This window comes from Pseudomonas sp. Pseusp21 (assembly GCF_059492145.1).
The window spans coordinates 4,764,019-4,781,500 of sequence record NZ_CP168520.1 but is presented as its reverse complement, the minus strand read 5'-3'; the positions used below and the strand labels follow the sequence as shown (position 1 = coordinate 4,781,500).

14 protein-coding genes and 1 pseudogene are annotated in these 17,482 nt (G+C 60.4%); 6 read left to right on the top strand and 9 right to left on the bottom strand.

Going from position 1 to position 17,482, the window contains the following annotated elements; genetic code table 11:
• Positions 1–64: 64 nt before the first annotated feature.
• Positions 65–472 carry an HPF/RaiA family ribosome-associated protein gene (locus tag ACEN93_RS21615; protein WP_011332524.1) on the bottom strand — a complete coding sequence of 136 codons (408 nt, stop codon included), beginning with the start codon at positions 470–472 and terminating at the stop codon, positions 65–67.
• Positions 473–672: 200 nt separating this feature from the next.
• Positions 673–1,620, bottom strand: coding sequence for a LysR substrate-binding domain-containing protein (locus ACEN93_RS21610; protein ID WP_011332523.1), 948 nt, complete (start codon positions 1,618–1,620; stop codon positions 673–675).
• A gap of 135 nt (positions 1,621–1,755) precedes the next feature.
• Here ACEN93_RS21610 and ACEN93_RS21605 point away from each other — a divergent pair, with 135 nt between their 5' ends.
• The 3 genes from ACEN93_RS21605 to ACEN93_RS21595 all read left to right on the top strand — a co-directional run bounded on the left by ACEN93_RS21605 (position 1,756) and on the right by ACEN93_RS21595 (position 5,014).
• Positions 1,756–3,132, top strand: coding sequence for an L-serine ammonia-lyase (locus ACEN93_RS21605; protein WP_039769396.1), 1,377 nt, complete (start codon positions 1,756–1,758; stop codon positions 3,130–3,132).
• A gap of 63 nt (positions 3,133–3,195) precedes the next feature.
• The gene (locus ACEN93_RS21600) at positions 3,196–4,497 is read left to right on the top strand and encodes an HAAAP family serine/threonine permease (RefSeq protein ID WP_074691742.1); all 1,302 of its coding nucleotides are present in this window, start codon (positions 3,196–3,198) and stop codon (positions 4,495–4,497) included.
• A 199-nt stretch (positions 4,498–4,696) separates the two neighbouring features.
• Positions 4,697–5,014, top strand: coding sequence for a DUF3509 domain-containing protein (locus tag ACEN93_RS21595; protein ID WP_064382489.1), 318 nt, complete (start codon positions 4,697–4,699; stop codon positions 5,012–5,014).
• Here the strand turns inward: ACEN93_RS21595 and ACEN93_RS21590 are convergent.
• Positions 5,011–5,511 carry a phosphate-starvation-inducible protein PsiE gene (locus ACEN93_RS21590; RefSeq protein ID WP_007957255.1) on the bottom strand — a complete coding sequence of 167 codons (501 nt, stop codon included), beginning with the start codon at positions 5,509–5,511 and terminating at the stop codon, positions 5,011–5,013. The genes ACEN93_RS21595 and ACEN93_RS21590 overlap by 4 nt on opposite strands.
• Positions 5,512–5,804: 293 nt before the next feature.
• Here ACEN93_RS21590 and ACEN93_RS21585 point away from each other — a divergent pair.
• Positions 5,805–6,062: pseudogene (locus tag ACEN93_RS21585) on the top strand (YebG family protein); the annotation flags it as partial.
• Between the two features lie 167 nt (positions 6,063–6,229).
• Here ACEN93_RS21585 and ACEN93_RS21580 read toward each other — a convergent pair.
• Entirely contained in the window at positions 6,230–7,249 is a 1,020-nt protein-coding gene (locus ACEN93_RS21580; RefSeq protein WP_011332519.1) for a Glu/Leu/Phe/Val dehydrogenase family protein, read from the bottom strand.
• Between the two features lie 184 nt (positions 7,250–7,433).
• Here ACEN93_RS21580 and ACEN93_RS21575 point away from each other — a divergent pair, with 184 nt between their 5' ends.
• Positions 7,434–8,237, top strand: coding sequence for a SirB1 family protein (locus ACEN93_RS21575; protein WP_134334051.1), 804 nt, complete (start codon positions 7,434–7,436; stop codon positions 8,235–8,237).
• Here ACEN93_RS21575 and ACEN93_RS21570 read toward each other — a convergent pair.
• The 4 genes from ACEN93_RS21570 to hmgA form a co-directional block, all read right to left on the bottom strand.
• Positions 8,161–9,558 carry an MFS transporter gene (locus ACEN93_RS21570; protein ID WP_414882219.1) on the bottom strand — a complete coding sequence of 466 codons (1,398 nt, stop codon included), beginning with the start codon at positions 9,556–9,558 and terminating at the stop codon, positions 8,161–8,163. The genes ACEN93_RS21575 and ACEN93_RS21570 overlap by 77 nt on opposite strands.
• A gap of 159 nt (positions 9,559–9,717) precedes the next feature.
• Entirely contained in the window at positions 9,718–10,356 is a 639-nt protein-coding gene (maiA, locus tag ACEN93_RS21565) for a maleylacetoacetate isomerase (protein WP_039769384.1), read from the bottom strand.
• 12 nt (positions 10,357–10,368) lie between these two features.
• Positions 10,369–11,673 (bottom strand): fumarylacetoacetase, encoded by a 1,305-nt coding sequence (gene fahA, locus ACEN93_RS21560; RefSeq protein WP_495610479.1) that lies wholly within the window; start codon positions 11,671–11,673, stop codon positions 10,369–10,371.
• Between the two features lie 3 nt (positions 11,674–11,676).
• Entirely contained in the window at positions 11,677–12,972 is a 1,296-nt protein-coding gene (gene hmgA, locus ACEN93_RS21555; protein WP_495610478.1) for a homogentisate 1,2-dioxygenase, read from the bottom strand.
• 163 nt (positions 12,973–13,135) lie between these two features.
• Between hmgA and ACEN93_RS21550 the strand changes: the two genes are divergently transcribed.
• The gene (locus tag ACEN93_RS21550) at positions 13,136–13,918 is read left to right on the top strand and encodes an IclR family transcriptional regulator (RefSeq protein WP_074691761.1); all 783 of its coding nucleotides are present in this window, start codon (positions 13,136–13,138) and stop codon (positions 13,916–13,918) included.
• Positions 13,919–13,930: 12 nt separating this feature from the next.
• Here the strand turns inward: ACEN93_RS21550 and ACEN93_RS21545 are convergent, their stop codons facing one another.
• On the bottom strand, positions 13,931–17,380 hold the full coding sequence (locus tag ACEN93_RS21545) for a dermonecrotic toxin domain-containing protein (RefSeq protein ID WP_495610477.1): 3,450 nt from the start codon (positions 17,378–17,380) through the stop codon (positions 13,931–13,933).
• Positions 17,381–17,482 lie beyond the last annotated feature (102 nt).

Here is a 17,482-nt window from a genome sequence, read left to right as displayed (position 1 = left end):
TGAAAACAGAAAGGGCCTGCAATTGCAGGCCCTTTCTCATTGGGTGGCTTGGAAAATCAGCGCATCAACTGTTGATCGCTGCCTGTTCGTTCTCGTCAAACTCTTCCGCCAACAGCTTGTCATTGGCTTTGCTTGTGAATGGCACCACAGCGGCTCGCGGTTTGCCGCGCAGTTTGCCAAACAGGTGCTCCAGCGCGTGCTCCAGTTTTTCGGCTGCACCATCGATCGCCTGTTCCAGCGAATCGGCTTTGTGGGTGACGGAAATCGGTTGATGGCCTTTTGGCCGCGCTTCCAGTTGGCAGCGCAAATCATGAGGACCTGGTTTGTCACCGTTCTCGTCGCTCAGATGGACTTCGACACGGGTCAGGTCTTCCTCATAACGGTCGAGCGTGCTCTCAATTGTGGTTCGTACCCACTCCTCCAGTCGTTTGCTGCTTTGAATATGGTTGTCGCTGTTGACTTGGATTTGCATAGTTCATCCCTTATTTCAGCTAGCTCGCAAGAGGCCTGGAACAGGATTTCGTGACCTCTTGATTACAACAATCGGCCCGCCGGACGAACATTTCAACCCCTTAAAAAAGATAAATATTCATTCGCAAAAAAAGCCGGACAACCGAGTAAAGCGCTGGTAAGGTCGGGAGTTGGGTCGCCCCGCCACCCCGAAAAATCTGCTCACAATTGGCCATCACCCAACGGGTGCAGGCTGCGAAAAATCCCCGCTTCTTCCACCAGCCAGTCATGCACCGCCCGTACGCCCGGATGGCTCAAGGCCCCCGGCGCATAAAGCAATACATAGCGCTTGTGATTGGGCACCGAAATCCCGAACGGCACGATCAATGTCCCCCGCTCCAGCTCGTCGTTGAGCAGCGTGCGCCGGGCAATCGCCACGCCCATGCCGGCAATCGCCGCTTCGATGGTCAGGTGGTTGCGATTGAACGTGTGCCCGCGCCGCACATCCGCGCCCTCGAAACCGATGGCATTGAGATAAAACTCCCACTCCGCGTATTCATAGCTGCCGCGCCAGGCGGTGATGTCGTGCAGCAGCGGGAAATGCACCAGATCCGCCGGCCCGTGCAGCGGCGGCCGTCCGCGCAGCAGGCCCGGTGCGCACACCGGGAAAATCTGCTCATCGAGCAAGGCTGTGGATAACAGTCCCGGATAACTGCCGTCGTTCAGGTCGATCGCCAGGTCGAAATCTCCTTCATGCAACGGCACGCTGCTGTCCTCGGCCACCAGCCGCAACTGGATGTCCGGATAACGCTGTTGCAGGCGTGGCAGGCGCGGGGTCAGCCATTTGCTGAGGAACGACGGAATCGAGCGCACCCGCAGAATCCCGCTGATCATCCCCGCATCGAGGCGACGCAATTCCGCGTCGATGCTGCCGTAAGCCTCGTTGACCGTGATCGCCAGTCGCTGTCCTTCCGCGCTCAACTCCACGCCCCGCGCACGGCGATGAAACAGGCGAAACCCCAGTCGCTCTTCCAGCTGTCGGATTTGCTGACTCACAGCCCCCGGCGTGATATGCAGTTCCTCGGCACAGCGGGTGAATGACAGGTGCCGCGCGGCACAGGAAAACACCTGCAGCCAGACGTAAGTCTGGGCATGCAATTGACGACTCATGGTTTAGTCCTGCTAAAGGCTTACTTAGGAAGTTTCGTTAGTCACGTTGAAGCGAGGTAGGCAGTATCGCCGACATTGCGCTTGTCCTACAAAAAATGGCAGCGATTCCTACTCCATTGCTTGTAAGGGTTTAGCATGGCTATCAGTGTTTTCGATCTATTCAAAGTCGGCATCGGCCCGTCCAGTTCCCACACCGTCGGCCCGATGCGCGCCGCCGCGACCTTCGCCCAGTCCCTGATCGACCAGCATTTGCTGAACGATGTGCAGCGGGTGGAAATCCGTTTGTACGGCTCGCTTTCGGCCACCGGCGTCGGCCATGCCACTGACCGCGCGACAGTCATGGGTTTGATGGGCGAATGGCCGGACAGCATCGATCCGTCGACCATCGAGCCGCGCATCCAGCACCTGCGCGAGACCGGCCAACTCTCTCTGGCCGGTAAACGCTCGATCACCTTCAACTGGCAGCACGATCTCCTGCTGCTGGACGAGAGCCTGCCCTACCACCCCAACGCCATGTCGCTGACAGCCTTCGGTGCATCCGGCCAACTGTTCGAGCAAACGTACTACTCGGTCGGCGGCGGTTTCATCATCGAAGCGGCCGAAGCCGAATCCGGTGTCGCGCCGGCCGGCGACGTCGAGTTGCCTTACGAATTCTCCAGCGCCGTCGAACTGCTGGCGCTGTGCAAGCAGCACAATCTGCGGGTTTCCGAACTGATGATGGCCAACGAACGGGCCTGGCGCAGCGACGCCGAGATCCGTCAGGGCCTGCTGCACATCTGGTCGGTGATGCGCGAATGCGTCGAGCAAGGCCTGCGTCACGAAGGAATCCTGCCTGGTGGTCTGAATGTTCCCCGCCGCGCTGCGAAATTGCACCGCAGCCTGCTGGAAATCGGCAAGCCGAACGTCATCAGTTCGACCCTGTCGGCGATGGAGTGGGTCAACCTGTTCGCCCTCGCCGTCAACGAAGAAAACGCTGCCGGCGGGCGCATGGTGACCGCGCCGACCAACGGTGCCGCCGGGATCATTCCTGCCGTTCTGCACTACTACATGAAATTCAATCCGGACGCGTCCGACGACGACGTAGTCGCGTTCTTTCTGGGCGCGGCAGCGGTCGGCATCCTGTGCAAGAAAAACGCCTCGATTTCCGGCGCCGAAGTCGGCTGCCAGGGCGAAGTCGGCTCTGCCTGCGCCATGGCCGCTGCGGGTCTGGCCGATGTGCTCGGCGCCACCCCGGAGCAACTGGAAAACGCCGCCGAAATCGGCCTGGAACACAACCTCGGTCTGACCTGCGACCCGGTTGGCGGGCTCGTACAGGTGCCGTGCATCGAGCGCAACGCCATCGCTGCGGTGAAGGCGATCAACGCCACGCAAATGGCCCTGCGCGGCGACGGCAAACACTTCATTTCTCTCGACCGGGTGATCCGCACCATGCGCGATACCGGCGCCGACATGCATGACAAATACAAAGAGACTTCACGGGGCGGCCTGGCCGTGAGCTGGGTGGAGTGCTGAGGAGCACTCCCTGACCGCCCGTAACACGTGAGCCCGAGCAAGAATAATAACGAGGCAAAAACGATGACCGATGTACGCACACCTGCTGCCGAAAATCCCGCTGTAGACCGCACACGCAATAACGAAACCGCCCACAAGGGCTGGAGCAAATTCGACACCACCTGGATGCTCGGTCTGTATGGCACCGCCATCGGCGCCGGCACTTTGTTTCTGCCGATCAACGCCGGTGTCGGCGGCTTCTGGCCGTTGCTGATCCTGGCGGTGCTGGCGTTCCCGATGACCTTCTTCGCGCACCGGGGCCTGACCCGCTTCGTGCTGTCCGGCCGCTCCGGTGACATCACCGAAGTGGTGGAGGAACACTTCGGCATCGGCGCCGGCAAGCTGATCACGCTGCTGTATTTCTTCGCGATCTTCCCGATCCTGCTGGTGTACAGCGTGGCGCTGACCAACACCCTCAGCAGCTTCCTCGAACATCAATTGCACATCGCCCCACCGCCACGCGCGGTGCTGTCGCTGGCGCTGATCCTCGGCTTGATGGCCATCGTCCGCTGCGGTCAGAGCGTGATCGTCAAAGCCATGAGCGTGCTGGTCTATCCGTTCGTCGCCGCGCTGCTGTTGCTCGGCATCAGCCTGATTCCCAACTGGAACGGCGCATTCTTCGCCAGTGCTCAAGAACCGATGGAAATGTCGGTGTTCCTCAAGACCCTGTGGCTGGCGATCCCGGTGATGGTGTTCTCGTTCAACCATTCGCCGATCATTTCCGCGTTCGCGGTTGAGCAGAAACAGCGCTATGGCGAACAGGCCGAACGCAAGAGCAGCGGCATTCTCGCCATGGCTCACGGCATGATGGTGGTGACGGTGATGTTCTTCTGCTTCAGCTGCGTGCTGGCGCTGTCGCCGGCAGACCTGGCAGCGGCCAAGGCGCAGAACATTTCGATCCTGTCGTACCTGGCCAACCACTTCCAGACCCCGGTCATCGCTTACGCTGCGCCGTTGATTGCGCTGGTGGCCATCACCAAATCCTTCCTCGGCCACTACATCGGCGCCAGCGAAGGCTTCCAGGGCATGATCGTCAAAAGCCTGCGCAGTCGTGGCCGGGTGATGTCGGCGAGCTGGCTGAACCGTGCGACCGCACTGTTCATGATCCTCAGCTGCTGGGCCGTGGCGACCTTCAACCCGAGCATCCTCGGCATGATCGAAACCCTCGGCGGGCCGGTGATTGCCTGCCTGCTGTTCCTGATGCCGATGTACGCCATCCGCCGTGTGCCGGCCTTGCGCCAGTATTCGGGCCAGGCGTCCAACGTGTTCGTGGTGTTGATCGGCCTGATTGCACTGTCTGCGATCATCTACTCGGTTCTGCCCTGAAACGGGCCGCAAACGAAGAAGGCGAGCCAGGGGCTCGCCTTCTTTTTGGCCGGTTTCATTGTTCGACAATATTCCCGGCATGTCCCTTGCTACATCGCTGAAGGAGACAGGACCACGGAAAGGCCGATGGTCAGGTTTGGCGAACCAACCCGATCAAGGCCGGTCAACAACTGCACGTTCAATCAGGCGGTGACGCATCATGGACAATCCTTTTCAGATCATTACCGATGCCTTCGCGCCGGACTATCAGATCAACCTGAGCATTCAGGGGCTCGACGGCAGCATCATGCTGACCCTCTCCAAAAGCGGGCGGATCGTCGCCAAACGGATGATCAGCGCCGAACAGCGCAATGACCCCAAGCGCCTCAAACGCCTGGTGCAAAGCATTCAGTTCGGCATTGCCATCGAACAGGGCCACAGCGCCATGGCGGTACTCGACGCCATGACACGCGGCGACGCAATCACCCCGCCACCGCGCGGGGTCAAGCACCAGCCCCGGCCAGCCGCGGGCCTTTAGAGTTCGCCCTTCTCTACTTCCGGGTGTTCACTGGAGCCCGTGCCGATCTTGCGGTGCGGGTTCTCGATCTTCACCGAAGGGAATTGCGACGAGGCGTAACGCACCACCAGGATCGAGAACGCCAGCAGCAGAATCCCGCCGCACAGGTAGATGATGCCCATGTCCGGCGGATTGTGGTGCGAGACGTTGGAGATCAGCAGGCGCGTCAGTGCCGTGATCGCCACGTAGATCAGGAAGCGCACCGGCATGTGGTTGGTCTTGAAGTAAATCCCGACCATCGCCCCCAGTTCCAGATAGATGAACAGCAACAGAATGTCATCGATCTTGATGTGCCCTTCCTCGAGCATGCCGAGAAATTCCATCACCGCCGCCCATGCGGTTACCGCACCAATGGCGAACAGCGCCAGGTAGTGGAAGGTCTCGACGAACAGGTTGCCCAGGGACTCGGCCAGTTGATGCACGTTTTGCCGCAGTTTCTCGGCCCAGTTGATTTTCACGATGAAGGTTCCTTAGCCCGGTTCGAGCGGATGTTGCTTGCTGGACGTGACGGTTATTGCGCACGTACACAGATGCATGCAGAAAAGAGGCCACGCCATCATGGCGAGCCGCCGCGAAACCTGCGCCGTGGCGTTTGGTCGCACCTATGGGTAACCGTCAGGCTGACAAAATCCGAATCCGGTCTACATTGAAAAGCCACTACCCAAAGCGCAGGGATTCGCTTATCCTTTTCGCTGTATATAGATACAGTAGTCGCAAAGACAACTTAATGTGAAGGCATGTGAGGTGGTGAATGGCCGTCGAAGTGGTATACCGCAGCAGCCGAGATCTGGAGCGCTTGTTCATGGATAAAGCCGAAGCTGACCGTCATGACAAAATGCTCGAACTGGCCGAACTGTTGGCCGAAGTGTTGGAAAAAGCCGTTCCTTCGTTGAGCGAGCAGCAAGTGGAAGAAGTCGGGATCTTCATGGCGAAGAACCGCGATGTGTTCGCCCGGGCGTTCAAGAGCCAGCCTGATGCCCTGTCGGAGCTGATCAACGCACCGGCGGCACCGGTTGTGGCGACCGAAACGGCCGAAGTGGCCGAACCGGCAGAAGCGCCAGCCAAACCCGCCAAGGCAGCAAAGGCAGCGAAGTAATCGGCATCTGAATTGAAGCCTCTGAATTGAATAGCCCCTGAGTTGAAAGACTCAGGGGCTTTTTCATGTCCGGACAAACCTCAGCGGTACAACACCTTTTCCGCCAGCTCGTCTGCCACCCGCGCAGGTGAACGCTTTTCTGCCTGGGCGTGGGCGAAGACTTCGGTCAGGCGCGAACTGATCTTCGACAGGTGCGCGGTGATGGTCGTCAGTTCTTCGCCACGATGCTTGAGGGAAACGTAGATCAGCCCGCCGGCATTGATCACGTAATCCGGCGCATACAGGATGCCGCGCCGTTCCAGTTGATCGGCGACGTCCAGGTGCGTCAGCTGATTGTTGGCCGAGCCCGCCACCGCCGAGCAGCGCAACTGGGTGACCGTGTGGCTGTTGAGCACACCGCCCAGGCCGCACGGCGCGAGAATGTCGCACGGCGTACTGAGCAATGCGTCGTTGGCAATCGGGTGTGCGTTGAGCTGTTCCATCGCCAGTTGCACCTTGCCGTGGTCGATGTCACTGACCAGCAGTTCGGCACCGGCAGCGTGCAGCTGTTCAGCGAGGGCATAACCAACATTGCCCAGCCCCTGGATCGCCACGCGCAACCCTTCTAGGTTGTCGCTGCCCAGCCGCGCCATGGCCGTGGCGCGAATTCCGGTGAACACGCCCATCGCCGCATGCGGCGCCGGGTCGCCGGCGGAGGTGGTGCTGGTGACATGCTGGGTCTGCTGGGCAATGCAGTCCATGTCCGCCACCGAAGTGCCGCTGTCGATGGCGGTGATGTAGCGCCCGTCGAGCTGATCGATGCAACGACCGAACGCCTCGAACAGTGCGGCGCGGTTTTCCACATGGGCCGGCCGCACGATCACGGCCACCCCGCCACCCTGGGCGAGACCGGCCAGTGCAGCCTTGTAGCTCATGCCCTGGGCCAGGCGTATGGCGTCCTCGACTGCGGATTCGTCGTTCGGGTAGGCAAGATAACGACACCCGCCCAGGGCTGGCCCGAGGCGACTGTTATGAATGGCAATGACCGCCTTCAATCCGGACACCGGATCAACGCTAAGGTGCAGCGATTCCAGGCGAGTGCTTTGCATGAGAGCGAACATCGGCAGGCTCCCGAATCACTTCTGGTAGACGCCAGTATAGGCTTGCGCCTGAAAATTGCTGAAGCGCGCCGGAATAAGCGCCGCCACTGATCACCGGGTTGTGGCATAACCCGATGGCAGAGCGGCCTGGCACTGGACGAATGGCAAAGACGGGGCTAAAACGAGGCATGCCCCGGAGATTGAGATGAGTCCGCGCCAACGTTTTTTCGAATGTCTGCACCGTTCACCGCCCGCGCTGTTCGAAGCCGCGTTGTGGATGGCCGCCGAACACGACAAACAAGTCGATCCCGAAGCGCTGTTGCAGGAATTCAAGGAACTGCAACAGCGGGTCAGCTATGGCTTGCCGTTGCTGCCGGTCAGCGAACTGGCGCAACCTTTGTTGCGGCGGATGACCGATCTGGGCTTCGCGCAAGATGATTTCATACCGCTGCGTCCACAGGCCGCAATGGTGCACAAAGTCATGCAGACCAAACGCGGCCAGCCGCTGGCGCTGGCATTGATCGCTCTGGAACTGGCCCGTGGCCTGGAGATTCCGCTGGTCGGGGTGAACTTCCCCGGACATTTCCTGCTTAAGGTTCCCGGGGCCGATCACCTGCTCGATCCCTGCGGCGGACGGCGCCTGTATCCGAACGATTGCCGCGAACTGCTGCACCGCCAGTACGGCCACCAGATGAAACTCAGCGCCGACCATCTGCTGACTGCCGAACCGGTGCAGATGCTTCAGCGTCTGTCACGCAACCTGCGCCAGCTGCACCTGACCCACGACGACTTCATCGCGGCACTGATCGATGCCGAGCGCGTGCTCGAACTGGGCAATGCCAGCGCCGCCGACTACCTGGCCCGGGCCAGTCTGTACCAGCGCCTCGATTGCCCGAACGCCGAGCGTTTCGATCTGGAGCACGCGCTATTGCTCAGTGACGACCCGATTCAGCGACTTCGCCTGACGGAACGGCTGGGGCATCTGCCGCCGAACTCAGTCGTCCACTGAGCAGGGTAGTGGCTGGCGAACGCACCTGAATGATCAGCAACGCCGCAATCACCGCCGGAATCGCGCAGAAGAAGAAAATCTGCTCCACCGGAATGTGCATCGCCAACAACAGGCTGCCGAACAGCGGCCCGAGAATCGAGCCGAAGCGCCCTACCCCCAGCGCCCAACCGGTGCCGGTGGCGCGCACGTGTGCCGGATAGAAATTGCTGGCGAACGCATTGAGCGTCAGTTGCCCGCCGATGATGCAGAACCCTGCCGCGAACACACAGGCCACCAGATAGCGCGGGTTATCGTGATTCAGGCCCAGCAGGATCGTGCACACCGCCGCGCCAGCCAGCACACCGGACAGCAGCCTCACCTTGCTTTTCAACCGGTCGGCGAACCACGCCATGCAGATCGCCCCCAGCGTGCCGGCGAACAGGAACATCGACGTCACCAGATTCGCTTCGTTGAGCTTCAGGCCACTTTCCAGCAGCAGCGACGGCAGCCAGCTGATCATGAAATACAACAGGATCAGGCTGACGAAAAACGTGGCCCAGATCAGCAAGGTCGGGCGGGCGTAACCGTTGCGGAACAACTCCACCACGGTCAGTTTGCTGCCCTGCTCGCGTTCGTTCTGCTCAGCCGATGCGGCGGGCGGTTGCCAGTCCGGCAGCATCCGCGCGGTGACCTTGCGCAGGCGCGCATACGGTGGAGCGTCACGCAGCAGCCGAGGCAAGGATTCCGGCAGCATCCACCAGAGAAACGGAAACAACAGCAGCGGCGTGACACCACCGGCAAGGAACACCGCTTGCCAGCCGAAGCGGTCGATAAAACCCGCCGCGACAAAACCACCCGCCGCACCGCCGAATGAAAAGCCGCACGCCGCCAGCGTGACCATCAACGTGCGCAGGCGAGGCGGTGAATATTCCGACATCAAGGCCATGGCGCTGGGCATCGCGCCGCCCATGCCGATGCCGCAGATGAAGCGCGCGATCATCAGGGTATTCAGGGAATCGGCGAACACCATCAGCACGGTGAGGCTGGCGTAGATCAGCACACAGGCGAGCAGAATCCGTCGAACGCCAAAGCGGTCGGCCAGTGGCGTCACAGCAAGGGAGCCGAGGGTCAGCCCCAGCAGGTTGGCACTGAACACCGGGCCGAATGCGGATTTCTCCAGGCCCCAGTCCTGCGCCAGCGCCGGCACCACGTAACCGAGCACCTGGGCGTCATAGCCGTCGGTGACCAGCAGCAAGGCGAGAAGCATCAGGAGCAACCACTGAAAGCGGGACACAGGACGGGCGTCGAGTGCCGCCCGGAAGCTGGCAATCTGGTTGTGCATCGCAAGGTACCTGTTTTGTTTTTATGATTTTTTGGTCACAGCGCATATCGAGAGATCGTTCCCACGCTCCGCGTGGGAATGCATCCCGTGACGCTCCGCGTCACACTGGGCACAGAGCATCCTTGGCAGCACACCCACGCAGAGCGTGGGTGTGCTCAGTTATTTCGGCGTGTCCGGCTGATTCGCCGGATGCGCGACAATGAACGCTGGATGTTCCGCGGCCAGCGCCGCCACCCGACGAATCCGTGGATACGCCTCCAGCGAAACGTTGAACCGCTCGGCCGCGTACAACTGCGGAATCAGGTACACGTCCGCCACGCACGGCCACTCGCCGAAACAGAAGCCGCTGTCGCCGATCAACTGCTCGACCGTCGCCAGCCCCTGACTGATCCAGTGGCCGATCCACTCGGTCACCTGCGGCTCGTCATGCCCCAACCCGCGCAGGCGATTGAGCACGCTGACGTTGTGCAGCGGATGCACGTCGCAGCCGATCACCGCCGCCACGCCGCGCACCTGGGCGCGGGCAACGAGGTCTTCGGGCAGCAACGGCACCTGTGGATAACGTTCTTCCAGGTACTCGATGATCGCCGGCGACTGAATCAGCAGCTTGTCGTCATCAGTGCGCAAGGCCGGCACCCGGCCCTGGGGATTGATCGCCAGGTACGCCGGTTGCCGATGCTCGCCACCGGGCGGTGCGATCAGGTTGACCGGCAACGCCTGGTAGTCGAGTCCCTTGAGTGCCAGCGCGATCCGCACCCGGTACGACGAGGTGGAGCGGTAATAGGTGTAGAGATCCATGAGCCGCTCCTGTCAGCGCGCCGCCAGCACGGTGCCACGGCATTCGCCGAAGCCGATCGAAGCAAAACCTTCGCGGGCGCAGCGGGCGCGCAGGATGATTTCGTCGCCGTCTTCAAGGAATTTGCGCACTTCACCCGACGCCAGTTCAATCGGCTTTTTGCCGCCCTCGGTGATTTCCAGCAGGCTGCCGAACTGACCGTTTTCCGGGCCGGACAAGGTGCCCGAACCGAACAGGTCACCGGCCTGCAACTGGCAACCGTTGACGCTGTGGTGCGCAACCATTTGCGCGACAGTCCAGTACATGTAGCGGGTGTTGCTCAGGGTCAGGCGATGGGCCGGCAGATTCTGCTCGCGCATTTTTTCGGTGAGCAGCAGCACTTCCAGCTCAATGTCGAAACCACCGCCCTCCTGATCGCGTTTGTCGAGCAGGTACGGCAGCGGCTGCGGATCGCCTTGCGGACGCGCCGGTTGCGCGGTGCGGAATGGTGCCAGCGCTTCGGCGGTCACCACCCATGGCGAGACGCTGGTGATGAAGCTCTTGGACAGGAACGGGCCGAGCGGCTGGTATTCCCAGGCCTGGATATCACGGGCCGACCAGTCGTTGAGCAGACAGAAACCGGCGATGTGTTCAGCGGCGTCACCAATGGCGATCGGCTCGCCCATCTCGTTGCCCTGACCGATCCAGATCCCCAGTTCCAGCTCATAGTCCAGCCGTGCGCACGGGCCGAAGGTCGGCTCGGTCGCACCGGCTGGCAGGGTCTGGCCTTTCGGGCGGCGCACGTCGGCACCGGAGGCGCGCACGGTGGAGGCACGACCGTGGTAGCCGATCGGCACGTGTTTGTAGTTCGGCAGCAACGGGTTGTCCGGACGGAACAGTTTGCCGACGTTCTGCGCGTGTTCGATGCCGACGTAGAAGTCGGTGTAGTCACTGATGCGCGCCGGCAGGTGCAGTTGGCAATCGGCGGCCAGTGGCAGCAGTTTTGCGCCCTGGGCTTCAATGTTGCCGCGATGAGTGCTGCCCTCGCTGAACAGTTCCAGCAGACGTTCGCGCAAGGCAACGCGGGCGTCGCGGCCGAGTTCGAAGAACGCGTTCAACTGACCGCCGCGCATGGCTTCGACGGCACTGCGCGCGACGCCGTCGAACAGACCGGCCTCCAGCGCCACTTGCAGATCGAAGATGTGTTCGCCAATCGCCACGCCCGCGCGCGGTGCCGAGCCGTCGATGCTGAACACGCCCAGCGGCAGGTTCTGCAGCGGGAATTCGGTGTGGCCGTTGGCCGAAGCGACCCAACTGCGGGTGATGGAATTCTGAGTCATGGGTTATCTCCGGGTCGGGTCGAACGTGGCGGGCAGCGTGGCCCAGCAGGCGTCGTAAGTGGATTGCAATTGCGGGCAGTCGAGGGCGAAACGGCTTGGGCGCAGCACCTGGCTGGTCTCGAACATGAAGGCCATGGTGTTGTCGATCTTCGCCGGTTTGAGGTCCGCGTTGATGGCTTTGGTGCAGGTCTCGCCGTCCGGGCCGTGGGCGCTCATGCAGCTGTGCAGCGATGCACCGCCGGGCACGAAACCTTCGGCCTTGGCGTCGTACTCGCCCTGGATCAGGCCCATGAATTCGTTCATCAGGTTGCGGTGGAACCACGGCGGACGGAAGGTGTTCTCGGCCACCATCCAGCGCGGCGGGAAGATCACGAAGTCGAGGTTGGCCAGACCGTGGACGCTGGTCGGCGAGGTCAGCACGGTGAAGATCGACGGATCCGGGTGATCGAAACTGACGGTGCCGATGGTGTTGAAGCGGCGCAGGTCATATTTGTACGGCACGTTGTTGCCGTGCCAGGCGACAACGTTCAGCGGCGAGTGATTGAGTTCGGTGCCCCACAACTGGCCGAGGAATTTTTGCACCAGCGTAGTCGGCTGTTGCAGGTTTTCGTAGGCGGCGACCGGGGTCAGGAAATCCCGCGGATTGGCCAGACCGTTGCTGCCGATCGGCCCCAGATCCGGCAGGCGCAGTGGCGCGCCATGGTTCTCGGCGACGTAACCGCGCGCTTGCGGGTCAAGCAGTTCGACACGGAATTTCAAACCCCGTGGCAACACGGCGATTTCCAGCGGCGCCACGTCCAGCACACCCAGTTCGGTGGCGATGCGCAGGCGACCCAGTTGCGGCACCAGCAGCAGCTCGCCGTCGGCGTTGAAGAAAACGCGCTCCATCGAACGGTTGGCGCAGTAGTGATAGATGCTGATGCCGGCCGTTTTTTCGGCCGCGGAGTTGGCCGCGATGCTGACCAGACCGTCGATGAAATCGGTCGGTTCGGTCGGGATGTCCAGCGGGTTCCAGCGCAGGCGATTGGGGGTGACTTCGCCCAACGGGCCGCCCGCCAGTTGCCGCTCCAGTTTGACGAATGCCGGGTGATTGGCCGACGGCTGGATCCGGTACATCCAGGTGCGCCGCGCTTCGCTGCGGGTCATGGTGAACGCGGTGCCGGAGAACAGTTCGGTGTACAGACCGTACGGGGCTTTCTGCGGGGAGTTCTGGCCGACGGGCAGTGCGCCGGGCAACGCTTCAGAGCTGAATTCGTTGCCAAAACCGGACTGGTAAGCCAGGGCTGAATCGAGGTTCATGGAGCCTCCTGAACAGGGAGTCGGCATGGCCGGACGCTCTGGATCGGAGGTCTTGGCACGCCGGGGTTATTTTTATCGTAACTCAATTACGCATAACGTAATTTGCTCGCTATCGAGCGTCAAGCTATAAAGACGCCCATTCGTTCCGGGACACGGCAGCACCATGGAAAAAACCAGCGACAGCAACGGCAAACAGAAAGTCCGCTCCGCCGAAGTCGGTACCGACATCCTCAAGGCTCTGGCCGAGTTGTCGCCGTCCACTTCGCTGTCGCGTCTGGCCGAACATGTGCAGATGCCGGCGAGCAAGGTTCACCGTTATCTGCAGGCCTTGATTGCCTCGGGCTTTGCCGAACAGAACACCGCCACCAACCACTACGGTCTCGGCCGTGAAGCGTTGCGGGTGGGTCTGGCCGCTCTCAACAGTATGGACGTGCTGAAAGTCGCCGCCCTGCCGCTGGCCGAACTGCGCGACGAACTCAACGAAACCTGTTTCCTGGCGGTGTGGGGCAATCAGGGCGCGACCGTGGTGCACATCGAACCGGCGGTGCGCGCGGTGACGGTGGTGACGCAACTGGGCTCGGTGTTGCCGCTACTCAGTTCCTCCACCGGCCTGGTGTTCGGCGCTTACCTGCCGCACCGGGAAACCGACGAATTGCGAGAGCAGGAAATCGCCGTCGGCGGCCATCCGCTGGCGGACGAAAAAGCTTATGAGGCATTGTGCGAACAGATCCGCGAACGCGGTCTGCATCATGTCCACGGCTTGCTGATGCCCGGCGTCGATGCCCTGTCGGCTCCGGTGTTCAACGCCCCCGGCCAGGTCGCTGCGGTATTGACCATCGTCGGCCCGACATCGTTGTTCCACGCCGACGAAAACGGCCCGGCGGCGCAGCGGTTATTGGCTGCGACGCGGGCCGTGAGTTGGCGGATGGGTTATCAGCCAGATTGACGAGGCAAGGGGTCAGCCGATGATTCGGGTTTTACTGTCCGCGATCACGTAGGGAGAAGCCACGGCGGTGACATATCCAATCCCCACCGGCACCCCGGTCACGGTCGACACGATCTCGGAAATATCCTTGACTCGCGACAGCAGCCCCACTGCCGAAACAGATCCGCCAACGCCTGCCACAATTCCCACATACAAGAGAATGGAGCTTCTCCACGCCGAGGCGAGATGGTTCTTGCCGGCTTTGTCATCTCCCAGACTGTAGGCAACGATGCCCTGGACGATCGAACGTGTGATGCGCACGATGCTGCTCACCAATCCCACCGGCGGGACAAACAGCGAGACGATATCCACCGCAAGCTCGGTGATCACCATGACCGTGTTCCAGAATCGCTCGGCAGGTGTGGTGGTTTGATAGTCAACGTCGCTGAGCACACGGGAAATCATGCTGTCGAATTCGAACTTGAAATGGGTCACGGCATAACTGTTGTCCAACGCAGGGACAGGGAGAGCGCCTGAAGCATTTTGGCAGCGAATGACAAAGTTCTGTACGACACCCCTGTGTTCGAGCCTGGTCAGTGCAATGACGTGATTTCCCAGGTCGGCGTCCTTGAGCCCCAGTGTCAAGGATTCGAGCGGGCGGAAACTCAGCCCGTCCGGAGCCTTCGGAATATAGGCCAGCAGCTGCAGCTTCCCTGCCACCCGGCGTCCAAACGTATAAGCGCCCTCGATGCGTCGCCCTTCAAGAACCAGCGTGTAGATACCCTCCTGCGGGGTAGTGCCCGGCTTGAACGGTTCCACTTGATGAGGACGGTCATGATCGAGCCCGTCGACCAGTCCCGCCAGCCAATTGAACTGTTCGGAGGACAGAGAGCCCTGCATCTTCTGAGTCAATGCGGCCCTGAGCATTTCGTTCTGCTTGAGCTTGCAGAACAGTTTCGCCTTGAGATCCAGCGACGGGCCGTTGGCAAAGCGGTCGACCAGATGCCACTCATACATCATGCCCGGCCGCAAACCGATCAACGATTTGACGACCGTCGCATTCAGATTTCCCAGTGAAGAACCATCCCTGGAGACGAATGCCACCTGATCATCACCAGGCCAAAGCTGCCATTGAATGAAGAGCTGGGTAAGCGTCATCCAGTCCTGCCCTTTCACCTTGACATTAACGCGATCAGGATCGATCAAGGGGTGGTTCGGGTCAGAACGACGCAGGTGACTGTTCAACCGTTCCATCACCTGGTCTCGCGAATAAGAAACCAGCGTGGGGATATTCAGCTCGTCTTTCGACAGTTCGTAGAGCGCCTTGAAATCCGTGTTCACTCGGGTAAGCATCTCGCGATCCCGCGACGCCGCATTCCTGTACCAGACGGGCGTGGCCACCTGTTCCTCAGCGATTTCCCAATCGATGATTTCATGGATGGCCCCCATCAGTGGCCCTTCACCGTGCCCCCGAGTCCACTCGACCAGGGTGACTCCACCCCACCACCTCGGTTCAAACACAGGGCCTGGCTCGACATAAGAAAGCTCGTCTTTCACGAAAGCTGCGCGATCCTTGCTGAAAGCCTGAGCGGTCAGGAATTCACGATCACGTGGCTCGAAACCCCAGGAGATGAACTGTCGTTTCAATCCGGTCAGATCGGAGAATTCGTACCATTGCTGCCCGGTCGGGGCACCTGGCGCATACAGCACATGTAACTGGAGGTCTGGCGCAGCCCCCCTTGCACGAAACGCAATCATGTCCTTGAACGGCTTGTAGTATTGACGAAACGCAACGCCAAACGCTTCGACTCCCGGATCGCCATGCAGATACCGCTGCACCATATTCTGCCCTTGCGGGCCGATGTGTTTTTGCAGGACGGCGGCGAAGTGGCTGAGCGCAATTTCCTGCCCCAGGACTTCGCGCATGGCTTCGCGAATCCGTGCCTGTGCGAAACGCTGATTGCGTTGATTGGCATATTGCAAACGCAGATCAAACTGGCGGATGGCGAGTTCGATACTCGAAGCCGTCAGTCGAGGATTGGTGTGAAAGGCTTCGAGCTTGATCGTGTAGGGAGCCGCCGTGTCATGCACGCCGTACATGAACAACTGAGTCAGGGTTTTACGCTCGACATGTTCAATACGCCGAGTGCCCATACGCAAAGAATATTCCACTGTTACCCAGACAGTATCAGGGTCCACTCGCCGGGTATCGCCCGCGCTGATGTGGGTTTCGACAACTCCGCGCACGTAGTCCTGAAAAGAAGATACTCCCCCCAGGGCCTCATGCAGGCTCACCTGCCCCCTGAGCAGTTCCTTTTCCAGAGAAGCGAATACTTCCTGATGGTTGGCGGTGGCATCTTTCAACCATTGCGGCCGGGCGTTTCGGTTCATCAGGGCCAGTAGTCTCGCGACCCGCCCCCGGGCAGCGTCGATGACTGCCTGCTGCTGAAGGGTGCTCTCGACCGAACGCACGAGAGCAGGCCGATCCCCGCCCGGCGCCTGTAACCGGCGAAGATGGTAAGCAACGTCGCGCTGTTGTTTTTCAAGAAGCTGGGCGGTGAGAGTCTGGAAGATTTCGCCTTGAATGTTCAGGTAACGGATATCCGGAACGCTGCCGAGCTGCTCGGCATCTTCCTGTGAAAGGCTCCCGAGCAGTTGTGCCCGGGTTTCTGCATTGCCCAGGCGTTGCTGCAACGCTTGATGCATCAAGGTGGGTGTGCGGAATGTTTCCAGGCCGTTCACGGAAGTGTAGAGGACAACCCATTCGTCATCGTCCAGAACCAGTTCGGGGATAGAGCGCCCCGAAAGGTACGTGACAAAGCAGCCGGCGAGCGTTGCGAATCGACCGTTTTCCAGTTGCAGTGAAAGACTGTAGGCCGGAGTCAAAGATGTGCCCTTGATGAAAACGGCATAGCTTTCCTCTACCTCCGGCCGAACGCCTTGCATCTGCACCGTCGCGCCCAATTCCTGCCAGAACAGCGCTGCATAGGCATCCTGCAACTGACGACTGCGCGAAGCCAGCTCACGCCCCAGGCCGTCCTTCCCCGAAGATGCAGCCCAGTATTGCGCCAGCAAAGGCGTGTACTTCTGCGCCAGCGATCCGAGCACATTACCGATCAACGAACCGACGGCTACTACATCCAGCCCTTCAATCCGGTCCTCTTCATCCGTGGAGTCAGGCCAATCGTAGACGCCGTACAGACTGGCGTCATAGACGGGCGCATTGCCGGACACCAGGCACTGCATGAACACGTCCATCAACAACCCGGTCGGTTGTGGATTCGCAATCTCTGAATGCTGGGCGGCAATGTAAGTTTTGCTGATATAAATATTCGGTGATAACTGTTGAAGTTCCTTTAACACCAAATCCTGCAAAAGCGATTTGAACGACGGTAGTGCACCCAGCAAACCTTTCAGGTCGTACCTGCGCTTATTGATTTCACTCAGATGTTTTTCCGCCGATAACCTTCCAACTGCATTCATGATAAAACTCCGTTATTACACAGGATAACCAGACGACAAAACATCGTCCAAGCCGTGCAAACAACTTAACCGGAGCAAAACCAATAAAAAACCCACCGTCCT